The sequence below is a fragment of the Microcoleus sp. Pol12B3 genome, assembly GCF_036701355.1.
Classification (GTDB): Bacteria; Cyanobacteriota; Cyanobacteriia; order Cyanobacteriales; family Microcoleaceae; genus Microcoleus.
Window position 1 is genome coordinate 1 of sequence record NZ_JAUBQS010000091.1, and the last position, 16,608, is coordinate 16,608.

15 protein-coding genes and 1 pseudogene are annotated in these 16,608 nt (G+C 47.3%); 11 read left to right on the forward strand and 5 right to left on the reverse strand.

Annotation, left to right across the window (positions count from 1 at the left end; translation table 11 throughout):
- Nucleotides 1-101 precede the first annotated feature (101 nt).
- The 11 genes from nfi (at nt 102) to QUA53_RS26820 (ending at nt 13,612) form a co-directional block, all read left to right on the forward strand.
- Nucleotides 102-755 carry a deoxyribonuclease V gene (gene nfi, locus QUA53_RS26770; RefSeq protein ID WP_333072842.1) on the forward strand — a complete coding sequence of 218 codons (654 nt, stop codon included), beginning with the start codon at nt 102-104 and terminating at the stop codon, nt 753-755.
- A 453-nt stretch (nt 756-1,208) separates the two neighbouring features.
- On the forward strand, nt 1,209-1,439 hold the full coding sequence (locus tag QUA53_RS26775) for a KGG domain-containing protein (protein WP_006631632.1): 231 nt from the start codon (nt 1,209-1,211) through the stop codon (nt 1,437-1,439).
- A 472-nt stretch (nt 1,440-1,911) separates the two neighbouring features.
- Complete coding sequence (locus QUA53_RS26780) at nt 1,912-2,442, forward strand: FHA domain-containing protein (protein ID WP_333100794.1); 531 nt, start codon at nt 1,912-1,914, stop codon at nt 2,440-2,442.
- Between the two features lie 105 nt (nt 2,443-2,547).
- Nucleotides 2,548-4,551, forward strand: a complete 2,004-nt coding sequence (locus tag QUA53_RS26785) for an FHA domain-containing protein (protein WP_333100793.1) — start codon at nt 2,548-2,550, stop codon at nt 4,549-4,551.
- A 149-nt stretch (nt 4,552-4,700) separates the two neighbouring features.
- Nucleotides 4,701-5,129 (forward strand): hypothetical protein, encoded by a 429-nt coding sequence (locus tag QUA53_RS26790; protein WP_333100791.1) that lies wholly within the window; start codon nt 4,701-4,703, stop codon nt 5,127-5,129.
- A 197-nt stretch (nt 5,130-5,326) separates the two neighbouring features.
- Entirely contained in the window at nt 5,327-6,469 is a 1,143-nt protein-coding gene (locus QUA53_RS26795; RefSeq protein WP_333100790.1) for a DNA cytosine methyltransferase, read from the forward strand.
- Between the two features lie 256 nt (nt 6,470-6,725).
- Nucleotides 6,726-8,066: a tRNA (N6-isopentenyl adenosine(37)-C2)-methylthiotransferase MiaB gene (miaB, locus tag QUA53_RS26800; protein ID WP_333100788.1), complete on the forward strand. Its 1,341-nt coding sequence runs from the start codon at nt 6,726-6,728 to the stop codon at nt 8,064-8,066.
- Nucleotides 8,067-8,259: 193 nt separating this feature from the next.
- Nucleotides 8,260-9,333 carry a D-alanine--D-alanine ligase family protein gene (locus QUA53_RS26805; protein WP_333100787.1) on the forward strand — a complete coding sequence of 358 codons (1,074 nt, stop codon included), beginning with the start codon at nt 8,260-8,262 and terminating at the stop codon, nt 9,331-9,333.
- Nucleotides 9,334-9,594: 261 nt separating this feature from the next.
- Nucleotides 9,595-10,677 carry an AI-2E family transporter gene (locus tag QUA53_RS26810; RefSeq protein WP_333100785.1) on the forward strand — a complete coding sequence of 361 codons (1,083 nt, stop codon included), beginning with the start codon at nt 9,595-9,597 and terminating at the stop codon, nt 10,675-10,677.
- A 531-nt stretch (nt 10,678-11,208) separates the two neighbouring features.
- Nucleotides 11,209-12,501, forward strand: a complete 1,293-nt coding sequence (locus QUA53_RS26815) for an HhoA/HhoB/HtrA family serine endopeptidase (RefSeq protein WP_333100784.1) — start codon at nt 11,209-11,211, stop codon at nt 12,499-12,501.
- 238 nt (nt 12,502-12,739) lie between these two features.
- Nucleotides 12,740-13,612 carry an MBL fold metallo-hydrolase gene (locus tag QUA53_RS26820; RefSeq protein WP_333100783.1) on the forward strand — a complete coding sequence of 291 codons (873 nt, stop codon included), beginning with the start codon at nt 12,740-12,742 and terminating at the stop codon, nt 13,610-13,612.
- 11 nt (nt 13,613-13,623) lie between these two features.
- Here the strand turns inward: QUA53_RS26820 and QUA53_RS26825 are convergent, their stop codons facing one another.
- The 5 genes and pseudogenes from QUA53_RS26825 to petC form a co-directional block, all read right to left on the reverse strand.
- On the reverse strand, nt 13,624-14,259 hold the full coding sequence (locus tag QUA53_RS26825; protein WP_333100795.1) for a 4Fe-4S single cluster domain-containing protein: 636 nt from the start codon (nt 14,257-14,259) through the stop codon (nt 13,624-13,626).
- 246 nt (nt 14,260-14,505) lie between these two features.
- Nucleotides 14,506-15,111: pseudogene (locus tag QUA53_RS26830) on the reverse strand (radical SAM protein); the annotation flags it as partial.
- Nucleotides 15,095-15,943 carry a fatty acid desaturase gene (locus QUA53_RS26835; protein WP_333100781.1) on the reverse strand — a complete coding sequence of 283 codons (849 nt, stop codon included), beginning with the start codon at nt 15,941-15,943 and terminating at the stop codon, nt 15,095-15,097. The gene QUA53_RS26835 and the pseudogene QUA53_RS26830, both read right to left, overlap by 17 nt.
- A gap of 105 nt (nt 15,944-16,048) precedes the next feature.
- Nucleotides 16,049-16,195, reverse strand: coding sequence for a hypothetical protein (locus QUA53_RS26840; protein WP_333100780.1), 147 nt, complete (start codon nt 16,193-16,195; stop codon nt 16,049-16,051).
- Nucleotides 16,196-16,197: 2 nt separating this feature from the next.
- The coding region (petC, locus tag QUA53_RS26845; RefSeq protein WP_333100777.1) for a cytochrome b6-f complex iron-sulfur subunit at nt 16,198-16,608 on the reverse strand (411 nt) is incomplete at its 5' end.

A 16,608-nucleotide genomic window follows, 5' to 3' on the forward strand; every position in this document is an offset into this window, starting at 1 on the left:
AATCGTTTGGGGGTTTTGTGTTGCCGAATCTATCTTCCTTTCTCTCTGCTTAAATATCTGCGGAATGTGGGTTAGATGAGAACGGTTGAAGAAAAATCAAAATGTTGCAGCGACACCCTTGGCCGCAGACAGTTGAAGAGGCGATCGCCATTCAAGAACAGCTTCGGTCAGAGGTAATTACCACAAATCAACTGGACACAGTTCGATACGTCGCAGGCGTAGATGTCGGCTACGACAGTGCAAACGACGTATCGCAGGCCGCTGTAACAGTTCTGAGCTTTCCCGACTTGCAATTGCAGCAGCAAGCTGTGGTTCGCAGTCCTACAACTTTTCCTTACGTTCCGGGTTTCCTGTCTTTTCGAGAAGTACCGGCAGTCCTTGAAGCTTTGGAAAATATCAGTTTGAGGCCAGACTTGATATTGTGCGACGGTCAAGGACTAGCCCATCCCCGCAGGTTCGGTCTTGCCTGCCATTTGGGGGTTTTGACAGGGATTGCCACGATCGGAGTTGCCAAAAATCGATTTATCGGAGAACATTTAGAAGTCGGACTCGACCGCGGCAGTTGGCAACCCTTGCTTCTAGAGGGATCAACGGTAGGAGCAGCGCTAAGGACGCAAACAGGAGTAAAACCGATTTATGTTTCGATCGGTCATAAGGTAAACTTGATAAGTGCGATCGAGTACGTCCTGCGCTGCGCCCCAAAATATCGCTTACCAGAAACAACTCGATCGGCAGACCAACTAACATCGGGATAACTGGCAAGCGCGGAAGGCATCAAAAAAAAAGTAAAAAGACCAAACAAGCATCCCTCTTTGGACTTTTAATTTTTGAGGTGGCGCGGTTAAGTCGAAAAATCCCCTGAGTCTACTGCCAATCAGCTTTGGGTTCCATCCTTCCAGCGAACTAAAGAATGACTATACCTGAGAAAGAGGTATAAAAGTTGGGGGGGTTTATAGAATGATTGAAAGACAGTAACCAGCTTAAAACATTGGCGGCTCTAACTATAGTGCCCGGGCGTGAACTATTTTTAGTTCACATTTGTAAATTATGAAAGATTCATCCTGCGAGTTAAACCAAAAGCTTAGATTCGTCTGATGAGGTTTCATAAATTACCGTCGGATATCTCACCACTGACTGGAAGTAACCATGACAGTGGGAGGCGAAGGCGCGATCGAGCTAAAAAATCAGAAAAAAACAAGGAGACAGTCATGGCTGAGAAAAGCAAACGCGGATTCGCTTCTATGGATGCAGAAAAACAGCGCGCAATTGCTAGCAAAGGCGGAAAAGCTGCACACGAGAAAGGAACTGCACACGAATTCACCCCTGAAGAAGCCAGACAAGCTGGTCAAAAAGGCGGCGAAGCTGTCAGCAGAAATCGTGAACACATGGCTCAAATTGGTCGCGAAGGCGGTCGGAAAAGCCGCAAGAGCGAAGCTTAAGTCTCTCAAGGCTGGCCCTGTAATGAAAGATTGCACAGTTGCAGCGTGAGAGATAGCACTAGGACAGTGAACGTTTGAGGAGGTTGGGCGATCGAAGTTACCGAGGTAGTTCCATCGCCCAACTTCCAAAATTCGTCACTAGCGCCCCAAACCTTCGCAAATCTGGAAACCCCACAGCAATTAGTTTTTAGTAATCGCTGCTCAATCTTTAACAGCAAAATTTTAACAAAGGTGTACTGGGGTCAATAATTTTGTGGGAAAGAAAAGCTGGCAAGCGCGAGCCAGTCTCTCAAAAAAAGCCAATGCGAGCACAAAAAGCCCCGAAGTCGGGGCTTTTTGTGCTGCACATAATATTTTCAGAAGTTTGAGCGAGTCCGCGTCAATAATTCTAATTAAGTTTTTTGGTGAGGAAGTCCGTCCTCAAAATAAATCAGCTAATATTTTTTTATATTTTTGAGCAAACTAGACAATCATGACAAACCAGCTCACTCTAGCATGGTCAGAAGCTGGGGTGCGTCAAACTCAGACAATTCAAAACGGACAGCCGAGCAAAAATCCGGGAAGCGTGAGGCTCGGACGCGATCCGGCGAAGTGCGATATAGTATTTTCGCATCCCAGCGTATCGGCTCTGCACGTTGAAATATTTTTTAATCAGGAATTGCAGGAGTATGCAGTGCGGAATTTGCGCGAAAGCAATCCGCCCCTGGTAGATGGAAAAATTCTCGCCCGAGGCGAAGCAAAATTGAAATCGGGAAGCCACATCCATTTAGGCCAACTGCAAATTGAGGTGGTGAATGTGACCGAGGTGCAGGTAGCCGCGCCCCAGACAGTTTTGCTGTCTGGACCTCCCGCACCTGGTAACTTTCAGCCGACGGGGCTTTCAAAATATGGTTTGCAATGTCCCAAATGCAGCCGAATTTCGCCTTACGCGCAGTTGAATGCGGGGTGTCCGTGGTGCGGTACTTCTTTGGCGGCGGCGGCGAGTGTGGTCATCTCTCCGTGAGAGTGTAAAAAAGGGAAAATCGGGCTATCCGCTAAACACTCTCAACTTCAAAAATCTTTTTTTGCAGAAAGGTCAAAGCCGACGGCTGATGTTTAAAAAATAATCATGAATTCTCAACCCTTGCGCCTGCGACTGACTTGGACAGATACAGCTACGGGGGATTGTCGATCCCCCATACTCGACTTACCCATCGCTTTGGGACGAATTTTTGAAGCTATGCCCGCCACAATCAACGGGAAACGAGTTTCTCGAATTGCCCTCAGCAGCAGTCAAGTTTCTCGCTTCCACGCAGTGATTGGCACCGAAGGTAACAGTATTTTACTCACTGACACGGGTAGCCGCAACGGTACTTTTGTTAACGGCGTTCGCCAAACCCGGTGCGTGCTGGCAAACGGCGATATGCTGCAAGTTGGGCCCTACGCGATCGGCATTTCTTTTGCTGTGAATTCCCCAGAAACGCCGTCGGTCAATTTTCACATTTTCTTTAACCCGCAGACCAATGGGCCAGACCCGGCATTGGGCCAGCCAATAATGTTGCAGCTTCCTCAAACAAGTAGTAGGGAAGAATTTCCGCCGATCGCATTTTTGCAAGCTTCTCAAGTGTCAATGCGATCGCTCGAATCTAGGGGACTCCCTGTGACAGAAGTTGATTGGGCTGCCGTTGGCGGCGGTTTGGGCAGCTTTATTTGGGTGGATTTGCTGAGAATTTGCGGCGTGAAAATCGATCGAATTGCGGTTTTGGGCATGGAACAGCAGCCTTACGCCCGCTACCTGCGCCTGTGCCTGAATTCTCAAATTCCGCTGCGGGAACGCCTGCGATCGAATTCTGACTCTTGTCCAGACAACATTTGGGGGTGGCCTCCCTATGCTTTGCGGGAAGCTGGGCAGGAATTGCGGAAAGGGCGTTTGGGGATGTCGTTGAAGTTGATGTGGCAGGTGTTTGCGGAACCGACTTTTGCCGAAACTTATACGCCTCGCGCGGGGAATGTGTTTGATTCTATTGACAGGGAAGTCGATCGAATTGGGTGGAATCAGATGTTTCGCTACGGTAGAGTGCGGGGAATTCGCAAAACAGATGACGGCAGGTACGCGATCGCTTATTCTCGATCGGATGCGGATCACCGCGAGCACGCTTTTTTAATCGCCAAATACGTACACTTAGCCACCGGCTATCCCGCCATTCAATTTCTGCCCGACTTGCAAGCTTACCGCGAAAAAACCCAGGATTTTGAGTCGGTTGTCAACGCTTACGAAAAGCACGACGGCGTTTACGAAAAATTGGAGGCCAGCGGCGGCAGCGTGTTAATTAGAGGCCGGGGAATTGTGGCTTCGCGGGTGGTGCAGCGAATTTACGAAGCGCGGCAGCGGAACCGCAACATTCAAGTATTGCATTTGATGCGATCGCCCAAACCTCAAGGTAACAAATTTAAACTCGCTGAGCGTAGCGTGGAAAATCACTACGAATTTCAACCTTTCAACTGGCCGAAAGCTTGCTGGGGCGGGGAACTCCGGGTACTTTTGGAAAAAGCAGCCCCCGAATTGCGGCCGCAGTTGCTCACAGACTGGGGCGGCACTACCACAGCCCAGCGCAGCGACTGGCGGCGGATTGTCAAAGAAGGTTTAAGTCAAGGATGGTATCAAATTACCTTCGGGGAAGTCGAGCGAGTTGAGCGCGACAGTCAAAACCGCACGGTGACGTACATTCAGGAGAAGGAACTCAAGGGGCAAATTAAGTTAGAAGCTGATTTTATTATTGATGCTACGGGTTTGGACGCTAAGGTAAAAACCAGTCCGCTGTTAAACGATTTGGTAGCTCAATACAATCTTCCCCTCAACGGTTTGGGCCGGCTGAGTGTTAACAACGATTTTGAAGTCCCCGAATTGCGGAATTCTTCTGGTTGCAACACAGAAGGCCGGGTATACGCAGCAGGCGCGATTACTTTGGGGGGGCCTTACGCGCCGGTAGACAGTTTTTTGGGCTTGCAATACGCCGCCTTGCGATCGGTTGAAAGTCTGGCCGCCAACCGAGTGGCTGGTGTGCGGAAATTGAGCGTTTGGCGATCGTTCCTGCAGTGGTTGAAGTGGATTTTAAATAAATCTCCCGACTAACTTGAAGGACGAAGTTCGGCAACAAGCAATGTAGGGGATTTAATTAATTTAAACTAGCTTCGCGTTCAATCTAAAATCTAAAATCTAAATTCAAAATCGAACAATTTTGCCATGTAATCTAAAATCTAAAATCTAAAATCTAAAATCGCATGACTCCCACCTTATTCGGCCGCTGGCAAACTCGGTTATTGCTATTTGCAACAGTAGGCGTTTTAGTAACCCTGCCCTTTTTTATAGGTTTAATGACATCCAAATCCGGCTCAATTTTTTTCTGGATTTTAGGGTATGTAGCGATTTTTGGCATTGGCTGGGATGCTTTATATATATACATTCAGCAGTTCCGCTGGGATCGAGATTGGCCCGGTGCATTTCAATTGCTCGCCGGAATTTGGGAAGCACTTTTTGTGTTATTTTTAATCAAAGTTATCGGTTTACCGGGGATATCTGCACAAGATTTTGACTTGGGAGCTTTTGCTTTGCATTATAGTTTAGTGTGGCTGGCTATTTATCTGGCATCGCAAACACTGATGCGGATTTTGTTTCCCCACTGGCGTTTCCGAGGCGGTGAATGGTTTTAAGAATAGTTTTGAGTATAGTAAGGTGCGCAATGCGCACCAGTAGGGGAACGGCATTGCCGTGTCCGGCGGGATCTGCGACTTTTAATAATAAAAGGTGCGTATTGTGCACCCTACAGAATTTATAGTAAGGTTCAGCGCTCCCTCCGCAGCCGACAGAATTTATAGTAAGCTCAACTCAAAATTGCTGGCATCCTTCAATGCACCGTCCTCCTTGTATTTTCTCATTTTTTTCGGGTTCTGGCTTGCTCGATCTAGGTTTTGAGTCGATCGGCTTTAATGTAGCGTATGTCAATGAAATTTTCCCACCTTTCATGCAAGCATACCGCTATTCTCGGCAATGCCTGAATTTGCCGCTACCAGAATACGGATATTGCGAAGGAGAGGAAGCAGATGTAACTCGACTTGTAGGGGGAGAAGCAGCTTTTCGCCTGCGGGAATTGATGCAGGATGCCCGCAAGCATCACGATATTGTGGGATTTATCGCGGGGCCACCTTGTCCTGACTTTTCTATTGGTGGCAAAAACCGAGGTCAAGAAGGAGATAAAGGCAAACTTTCCGCTTCATACATTGAATTGATTTGTCAGCAGCAGCCAGATTTCTTTTTATTTGAAAATGTTAAAGGTTTGTGGAGAACCAAAAAACATAAAGCTTTTTACGATGAACTAAAACATCAGTTGGCGGATTCGGGATACGTTTTTGCCGAACGTTTAATTAATGCAATAGAATACGGGGTTCCGCAAGATAGAGATAGAATTATTTTGATTGGGCTTAGAAAAAACCTTGTCAAAAATCTGGGCATTTCCCTAGAGGAAAAAAGCCAAATGTTAGCAGAAAGTTTATTTCCTTGGCAAAGTCAGGTATTATATCCCAAATCAGAAATTTTTTCTCATCCTTGGCCTGATAGAACAGCCTTTGCAGATGATTGTTTCGTGCCTTGTCCTGATGGCATTCCCCAAGATTTAACGGTAGAATTTTGGTTCCAAAAAAATGACGTTCTCAACCATCCCAATGCCAAACACTATTTCCAACCCAAAGCCGGCCTTAAGCGGTTTGCTTCCGTTGATGAAGGAGATGATTCAAAAAAATCTTTCAAGCGATTGCACCGATGGCGTTATTCGCCAACCGCTTGTTATGGCAATAATGAAGTTCACTTGCACCCTTACAAACTTCGCCGGCTTTCTGTTGCAGAAACACTGGCTATTCAGTCACTGCCAAAAGATTTTGCACTGCCAGCAAAGATGACATTGACTAATATGTTTAAAACTGTTGGCAATGGAGTTCCTTATTTGGCTGCACAAGGTATTGCCAAAACAATTTTACAGTTTTTACAGACAAAATAAATAGATAAATAAGCGCAAAAGTATTTCAGAAACCCGGTTTATTGCTAGATTTGTCGTGACTAATCCCAAAACTCGTAGAAGCCGGGTTCCTAGACCCCTGTAACAGTTAATTGTTGCGCCTCACACACGCTAGAGATTGGTGAACGCCGTTGTTTAAATGAACTCATAAAAAGAAATATTCACAAATGGTTTAGACTTGTTATATAATAGTTGGTTAAGGTTGAAAACCTATATTTTTTATTGCCTGCAATTCGCCATGACCGTTAAACCCCGCCGCTATCACATCACTACTTTCGGATGCCAGATGAATAAAGCCGATTCGGAACGGATGGCCGGCATTCTGGAAAATATGGGCTTTGAGTTCTCGGAAGACCCGAACGAAGCTAGCTTGATTCTCTACAATACTTGCACAATTCGCGATAATGCCGAACAAAGAGTTTATTCTAACCTCGGAAGGCAAGCTCATCGCAAACGCCAAGAACCGGGTTTAACTTTAATTGTAGCTGGATGCGTGGCGCAGCAGGAAGGTGAAGCGCTGCTGCGGAGAGTGCCGGAATTAGACTTAGTAATGGGGCCGCAACACGCTAACAGACTTGAAGATTTGCTGGAACAAGTTTTTGAGGGCAATCAAGTTGTGGCGACTGAAGCTGTTGAGATTATGGAGGATATTACTAAGCCGCGCCGCGACAGCAAGGTGACTGCTTGGGTGAATGTAATTTACGGCTGCAATGAACGCTGCACTTATTGTGTTGTGCCGAATGTTCGCGGGGTTGAACAGTCGCGAATGCCGGAGGCAATTCGGGCGGAAATGGAAGATTTGGGCCGTCAAGGTTACAAAGAAGTAACTTTGTTGGGGCAGAATATTGATGCTTACGGACGCGATTTGCCGGGAACAAAACCGGACGGCAGCAACCAGCATACTTTGACGGATTTGCTTTATTTTGTTCAGGATGTGCCGGGAGTCGATCGCCTCAGATTTGCTACTAGCCACCCGCGCTATTTTACGGAAAGATTGATTAAGGCTTGTGCGGAATTACCGCAGGTGTGCGAACATTTTCACATTCCTTTTCAGTCGGGAGATAATGATATTTTAAAAGCGATGTCGCGCGGCTATACTCAGGAAAAATATCGCCGGATTATTGATACAATTCGCCGTTATATGCCGGATGCTTCGATTACTGCCGATGCGATTGTCGGTTTTCCTGGGGAGACTGAAGCCCAGTTTGAGAAGACTTTGAAGTTGATCGAAGACGTTGGTTTCGATTTGGTGAATACTGCGGCTTATTCGCCTCGCCCTGGGACGCCGGCGGCTTTGTGGGAAAATCAGTTGACTGAGGAGGTGAAAGCCGATCGCCTGCAACGAATCAATCATGTAGTCACAACAACGGCGATGGAACGATCGCAGCGCTATTTCGGACGCACTGAAGAGGTTTTGGTGGAAGTCCAGAATCTTAAAGATTCAACTCAGGTGATGGGACGCACTCGCGGCAATCGCCTCACATTTTTTAAGGGCGATATTGCTGAATTGGCGGGTAAAATAGTGCGGGTTAAAATTACAGATATTCGCGCTTTTAGTTTGACCGGAGAAATGCTGTAAGCTGTTGGGACATTTAAATTGTATGTCAAGAAATAATCAAACTATGACTGGGCAGTTTATTTGAGACCGCCCGCAATATACAATTTAAGTTCGCAACAGCTTGTGCTCAATTCTTAGTTTCTGCCGCATACTTCCTGTGATAGCTGCGCTAACTGCGTGTATATTTGTCAAAAAGTACCGGGAGTATTGAAAAATGACAAAGATGCGGATCGGGCTATTGTTCGGGGGGCGATCGGGCGAACACGAAGTCTCAATTAGTTCAGCGCGGGCGATCGCCCGCGCCCTCGCTGCTGACGAAAATGCCTCTAAATACGAAGTTCTGCCCTTTTACATCCAAAAAAACGGCCGCTGGCTGTCGGGAACATTCCCTCAACAAGTCTTAGCCGCCGGAAAACCTCTGGAAATAGAGGAACAACCAGGACAAGATGACTCTCCCGCGCCTAGACAGTTTCCTAATTTTAATGCCGTAGATGTTTGGTTCCCTGTTTTGCACGGGCCAAACGGCGAAGACGGTACGGTGCAAGGGTTGCTGAAATTAATGCAAGTTCCTTTTGTCGGTTCCGGGGTTTTAGGTTCGGCGCTGGGAATGGATAAAATTGCCATGAAAATGGCTTTTGCTCAGGCTGGTTTGCCACAGGTAAAATACATCGCTGTCAACCGTTCAGAAATCTGGTCTAATCCTTGCATTTTCCCCAAACTGTGCGACAAAATTGAAGCTGATTTGGGCTATCCTTGCTTTGTAAAACCCGCTAATTTGGGTTCGTCTGTGGGAATTTCTAAAGCTCGATCGCGCGCTGAATTAGAAGCAGCTCTCGACAGCGCCGCCAGCTACGACAGGCGGATAATTGTCGAAGCAGGTGTGGTTGCTAGAGAATTAGAATGTGCAGTTTTAGGCAACGACAACCCCACAGCTTCTACCGTAGGAGAAATTACTTTTCAAAGCGATTTCTACGACTACGAAACTAAATATACCCAGGGACAAGCCGACTGCTCAATCCCGGCAAAAGTCAGCGCTGCGATCGTCTCGCAAATCCAAGAAATGGCAGTGCAAGCATTTTTGGCTATAGACGCGGCAGGTTTAGCGCGAGTAGACTTTTTCTACATTGAATCAACCGGAGAAGTTTTGATTAACGAAATCAACACTTTTCCTGGCTTTACAGCTACCAGTATGTATCCGCAAATGTGGGCAGCGGACGGTATTTCTTTCCCTGAATTAGTAGATCGTTTAATTCAATTAGCTCTTGAACGGCACGGGGAAAAAGGTTGAATCGTGCGCTGCAAACTGCTGCCTTGCCAACAGCAACAAATATTTTTTTCGCAGGTGATATATCCATACCATCGGAAACGATATAACATGGTTGTGGCAGGCACTGCCTGCCCGCAACCCCATTTCCGCTGCGGGTCGAGCAACTGGGAATTTTCAGCGGTCGGGTATAAATAAATGTAACATAAAATGGTTAACGGAGAAGGGCTAATAGCAGTGTCAATCTCACATCTTGCATCTCAAAATTTAACTCGGTTAACTTAGATGAGACGTTTCACTCAACTGCCGCATTGGTGGACTTACGGACTGGTATTTCCCCTAGCGGTACTCAACTGCTGGTTAGCCCTCCTAGTCTTTGAATATTTTCGCGCCCTGATTACAGTTTTGGTAGTGGCTACAGTGCTGTCTTTTTTGCTAGATTATCCAGTGCGCTTTCTGCACAGATACGGCTTGAAGCGCGATCGAGCTGTTTTGTCGGTATTGTTTTTGACTTTACTGCTATTGGTGGTTTTAGGTGTAACTCTGGCGCCAATTCTGCTAAACCAAATCACTGAACTCGCCACCCGACTGCCGACTTGGATAGTTTCTGGCACAGAACAGATTGAAGCATTCCACAATTGGGCCGAAAATCGCAATCTCCGCATTGATGTCAGCGGCTTGACTACCCAATTGAGCGATCGACTTTCATCTCAATTGCAGTCTCTCACTGGCGAAATTCTCAAATTTGGCTTAGGTGCTGCCGACAGCCTGTTGAATTTCCTCCTCACAATAGTCGTAACATTCTACTTGCTCTTGCACGGCGATCGCGTATGGGAAGGATTGTTTAAATGGTTTCCTTCCAAGCTAAGCCTTCAATTGCGAGAGTTGCTGGCGCGAAGCTTCCACAACTACTTCGTCGGGCAAGCAACTTTGGCAGGTTTGATGGGACTGTCTATCACTGTTGCTTTTTTAATTTTGCGAGTTCCCTTCGGACTTCTGTTCGGTTTGGGTGTGGGTGTAATGACTATGATTCCCTTCGGGGCACCTTTCAGTATTTGCATTGTCAGTTTGCTGATCACATTAAACAATTTTTGGCTCGGCGTTACAGTTTTAGCTGTCGCTACAGTAATTGAACAAATAATTGAAAGTGGGGTTGCTCCTCGGTTATTAGGCGGTTTTATCGGTCTCAATCCTGTGTGGATTTTAGTGGCGCTGCTGGTGGGAGTTAAGGTGGCGGGAGTCGCAGGTTTGTTAGTGGCTGTGCCGATGGCTGGTTTTATTAAGAATACTGTTGATGTTTTGGAGAGTTCGAGGAACAAGTCGAGGGAAATCGATTCGGTTAGTTCCATTGAACATATGGAGCAATAAAATTCCTCCCTAGGTTCAAATTTTAGATTAGAAGAGAGTTTTTGCAGGCTATTTTGACTGAGGCTTAGTTGGTACTTTAGCTTGAGACTTTAAAGTTTTTTCACTTCCTGCTTTAGGGTGAGGCTTTGCGGTGCTTTAGCTGCTAGCCTTTCTGGATACAGGCGGGGTCAAAAACCCCGTTTCTAGGTTAAGGTCGATCGCTCACAACAAAGATTTTGCTTAGAAACCAGGTTTTTTTAAGTGCAGGATAGTTGTTGACTTCGGATATAAATCCTGTGAAAAATTTGCGGGAAATACGGAATATGCGAGCCGGCTAGCGTAGTTTGTATTATCGCACTCAGACACCAATTCGCCAGTGCAGACCCAGTTCGATGGCACTCAAAAGCTCGATTTCACAAACAATTTGCCTGCGACTGTCCGGTTTCTACCCCAGCTTGTAGGGTAAACCCCACCAGTCAAGCAGAGATCATCAATGCTTGAATTAAAATTAAACAACCTTAAGTTGTAATTAAATTACAGTAGGTGCTAAAAATGCAAAATCCTAATTATAACTCTCGCTCTAACTCCCACCAACTCAATACTATGTCAACCAAAAATATGCCTGCTACCACTGTGCGTTCTCGCCATTTCTCGTTGCCGAAAAAACTGGCTTTTTTATCCCTTGTTTTGCTCGGCTCCACCGCAACGGTTGGGTGCAGCGCCCTAACTTCTCAAGTTCCTGGAAGTTCTAACGCCATCAAAGCTGAACCTTCAACTACAGCGCCAATCTCAGCATTGCCTGCGAATATACTGCCCTCTCAAGACTCTAATTTTGTCACTAAAGTTGTGCAGGAAGTCGGCCCGGCAGTGGTGCGGATCAATTCGTCCCGCACGGTGAGGAATCAAGTTCCAGATGAGATCCCCGAGCAATTCCGCCGCTTCTTCGGCCCGGAATCTCCCATTCAACCGGGAAATCGGGTAGAAAGGGGTTCGGGTTCGGGTTTTGTTTTTGGTTCCGACGGCCGCATTTTGACTAACGCTCACGTTGTTGACGGTGCAGATACGGTGACGGTAAAACTGAAGGATGGTCGCGAATTTGTCGGCAAAGTTTTAGGCGTCGATACAGTTACTGATGTAGCTGTTGTGAAAATTGAAGCTACCAATTTGCCTGTGGTGAGTTTGGGCAAATCTGAAGAATTAGAGCCGGGAGAATGGGCGATCGCGATCGGCAATCCCCTCGGTTTGGACAATACTGTGACTGTGGGAATTATTAGCGCTACAGGCCGTTCTAGCGCCGATGTCGGTGTTCCCGACAAGCGCGTCAGCTTTATTCAAACCGACGCTGCGATCAATCCCGGCAATTCAGGTGGGCCGCTGCTGAACCAGCGCGGTCAAGTTATCGGCATGAATACGGCGATTATTCAAGGCGCTCAAGGATTGGGTTTTGCTATTCCGATCGATCGAGCACAACAAATTGCCAATCAATTAGTAACAGCAGGAAAAGCCGAACATCCTTATCTCGGCGTTCGGATGTTGAGCATTACTCCCGAAATCAAGAAAGAATTTAATCAAAATCCCAACACCAAATTGAGGCTGACTGAAGATAAAGGTGTGTTAGTTTTGGGAGTTGCGAAAAATTCTCCGGCGGCACAAGCTGGAGTTCGCCTTGCCGATGTGATCAAGAAAATCAACGGTACAGAAGTAACTGATGCTGGCAGCGTACAGCAAATTGTCGAGAAAAGTACAGTGGGCAGCGATCTGCAGCTTGAATTGAGCCGTGGCGGACAACCTGTTACGGTGGCGGTGAAAGCTGGTGCTTTTCCAGCAGACCAGAACCAGCAGTAGAATTGTTGATTGAAACTTATATCTTGCACCATTGTCAATAATCCTTTTAGGAACAGGCAAGATGCCTGTTCCACAAGAAAATTAATCTCTTGTGGAACGGGCATCTTGCCCGTTCTTGAGAATGGTGCAAGAGGTGAGTTTTAAACGGATTGTGCTGTGAGACGGTTTCAACCTCCGGCGGGATGTGGGGGGTACTCATTGTTACCATAATTTATATGGGTTATTAAGAGGTAGAACAATGGCTAACATTAATCGGAGGCGTACTGAAAATATTAACGGTAATTTTTATGTAGACAGTACCTGTATTGACTGCGATACTTGTCGGTGGATGGCACCTGAAGTATTTGGTCGATCGGGAGAACAGTCTGCGGTTTACCACCAGCCAACTAATGAAACTGAAGAAATGCGATCGCTCGCGGCTCTTTTGTCTTGTCCCACAAGTTCGATCGGGACTGTAGAAAAACCCAAAAGCATCAAACAAGCCCAGCAACTGTTACCCGCACTCGTAGCAGAAAATGTCTATCACTGTGGCTACCACTCAGAGAAATCCTACGCCGCAGCCAGCTATTTAATTGTCCGCCCCGAAGGAAACATTTTAGTTGATTCTCCCCGTTTTGTGCCGCCGCTAGTCAAAAACATAGAAGCAATGGGCGGCATTCGCTATCTGTACTTGACTCACCGCGATGATGTGGCAGATCATCAACAATACCGCGATCATTTTGGGTGCGATCGCATCCTTCATGCGGACGAAATTAACGCGGGTACTCGCAGTGTAGAAATTCAATTGTCTGGTAGCGAACCGCATCAAATCGCAGATGATTTGTTGATTATTTCTGTACCTGGTCACACGAAAAGTCACACAGTTTTGCTTTACAATAACAAGTTTTTGTTCACCGGCGATCATCTTGCTTGGTCGGAAAGTTTGCAGCAGCTAGTTGGCTTTCACGAAGTCTGTTGGTATTCTTGGCCGGAACAAATCAAATCTATGCAGAATTTGGCTAATTACTCGTTTGAATGGGTGTTGCCGGGACACGGCCGCAAGTATAATGCCGATCGACAAACAATGAGCAATCAAATGCAAAAGTGTATTGCTTGGATGCTCGATGCTTAATGCGATCGGGTTCATAACTCCGACTCAGCCAGATTCATTTGACCCCGGTAGCCTGTGAAAATCCGACTGCCATCTTTGAGAATATGAATCTCCATCTGATCGCTCGCCCAAGTGAGTCGATCCCTAAAAGCAGGATTGAAAAGATGGACGCGCTGGTTGCTGGAAGAAACGAGAGAATCGGGTGAGTTGACTGCCAAAGACTGCACGTAGGCACCATCAATTAAAATATCGAGTTGTTCCAGCAACTCCTCAACACCGGCGGGCCCCTGTTGCGATCGCAATTGTTCTAACGTGAAGCCAGTAAACGACATGACATTTAATCCTGCTGCTTTGACTTGGCGTGCCAAATCTGCCAAGGCTGGAGCTTGCCAGAAGGGTTCTCCGCCCGAAAAGGTGACACCCTGGTTGCGAGGGTGACTGAGAATCTGCTGGGCAAGGGCATCAACGCTGATTAGTCGATCGATCTCAAAGGACCAGGAAGCCGGATTAAAGCAGCCTGGACACTCCCGCAGGCATCCTTGCACCCAGATCACAGCTCGACAACCCGGCCCATTCACTTCCGACTCGTCTACATATCCCATGATGTTGAGATAGCCAGGGGGAATGTCTAAAAGCTGAAAATAGGGGTTTGTTTTTTGAGGTTTCATCAGGTTCTCTGCCTCTGGTTTTAATAATGGGTAACGCACTGGAATTCCTATGACACGTTCAATGCGATCGCCAAACACCTGTAGCACTTCAGGATGGACTTGCTTGATTTGCCTTGTCGGATATAAACAGGCATTGGGCGGATCGTTCCCTCGTGCTTCTAGCTGATGCGTCAGGGGGCAAAGTCGCGTCGGCGTGTTGAGTTGGATTTCGTCGGGCAGTAATGCTTGCATCCGGCGGATGTACTCTGCCCGATCCTGTTCGTTCCACTCGGTGAGTAGCATCGTCTGAATTGCCAGGTGTCCTGAATAGAGTTGGCGAAATTGGAGGAGACCGGCCCAAATGTCCAGGAGGTTGATGGTTGGCATGGGGCGATTGATGCGACAGAATGATTCAGCAGCAATGGCATCAACTTTGACAGCTACCCAATCGGCGATCGCCAGTTCGTCACACACCGCGCGATCGGCCAGCAAACTGCCGTTGGTCAATACCCCAACGGGCTTCCTAGTTATCTCCTTCGCCATAACCAGAATTTCGCCTAAATTCAGCGCCAGAGTCGGCTCACCGCTACCGCTGAGGGTGATGGTGTTCACATCGCCGACAGGGAACGATTGCAAATCCTGTTGAATTTTCTGAGTCGGGACAAAAATTTGGCGGTTGCAACTCTGGTGCTCAATCTCACCTAACTGGCAATACACACAGTTAAATGAGCAAGTAGAATCTGGGCTGATCGGATCGATCCCTAGCGATCGCCCAAAGCGCCAGGATTGCACTGGGCCGTAAACAGAAGTGAAGGGTTTAGTGACAGTAGACATGGCTTCATGTCGATCTCCTATTTTATGAAGGTGTAACATTTTGAGCCGGTGGCATCACCACTTTTCGGGCCAGACCCAATTTCTTTAACAGCCAAATTGCCCACCAGGTAGGATCGTACTCCCACCAGCGCCAGCCTGCTTTGGCAACGTTAGGATGGGCGTGGTGGTTATTGTGCCAACCTTCGCCATAGGTGATAATAGCCGCCCACCAAAGATTGCGGGAGTTGTCGTTTGTGTTAAAGGTACGGTATCCCCACAGGTGAGTGACCGAGTTAATAAACCAAGTGCTATGCCAGAGTAAAACAGCTCGGACAAACATACCCCAGATGACAAATGACCATCCCCCCAGTGTATACAGCAGTAGCCCCAAGGGGATTTGCAGCAGCAAAAAGTTTCGATTCAGCCAGCAATAAAATCGATCGCGTGTCAGATCGGGGGCAAACCGCTGGTACTGTTCATAATCGAAGAATTCTGAATGCGGGTAGAAAATCCAAAGCATATGGCTCCACCAGAACCCCCGACGGGCTGAGTAAGGATCTTTATCGATATCCTCGGTATAGGCGTGGTGTAGCCTATGACCCGCCACCCAGAAAATAGGTCCTCCTTGTAGAGCAAAGGTACCGATCAGGGCGATCGCATATTCCAGCCATTTAGGCACCTGAAAACTGCGATGGGTCAATAGGCGGTGATAGCCCAAACAAATGCCAATACTGCCAAATAACCAGTGCAAAAAGACGGTCATCCCCAAGGCAGACCAGGAGAAGCACCAGGGGGCTAAGAGGGCGAGGGCATGAACAGTCGTGAAAAAGAAGACCGCAGTCCAATCCAGCGGAGTTGGAGTCGGAGTTGTTGGCAACAGTTTAGCGGTCATTAATTACCTCACAAAACAACAAATTACGCAGATGGGTACATCCATCGCCAGCAAGACTGGAAATAAACATTTAGAAAAACTCAACCTCGATCGATTCCAGCAAGACTAAGCCTGTTCGTTTGTGGCTTCACTTGCTACTTCGATCCCAAGCTGCGATCGCTGAAAGCGCGCCTTTGGCGATCGCAACGCCACCCGCAGCGCCACCCACGTCTGTTCGTCGGTTTCAATCAGATTTGTTTCGATATCATTCATGGCTAAACCCACCAGGGTTTTTGTCCCGTGCGGGGATCGGTTTCTTTCCACGGAGAAATCCAAATCGCCTCTTCTGCGACAGCCACGCGGACGAGTTTAAGGGGAAGAGGTGCTGGGCCGCGTACTACTGTGCCCTCTGGGTCATAGCGAGAACCGTGACAGGGACATTGAAATTGATTGTCATTGGGATTCCAAGGGAAGGTACAGCCCAAGTGGGTGCAGTTATCGACAATCCCCCAAGGATGGAGCGTACCATCTTCTCTGACAGTGAGGTAGGTAGGTTCCCCAGCCAATCCGGCAACTAAGGCGCGAGTTCCAGGGGGTGCTGCTAAAATCGGTAGTCCTGCATAGCAAGGAAAATCAATGGTTTTAATTGATAGATAAACTGGCGTTATACTCATGAATAAAATACC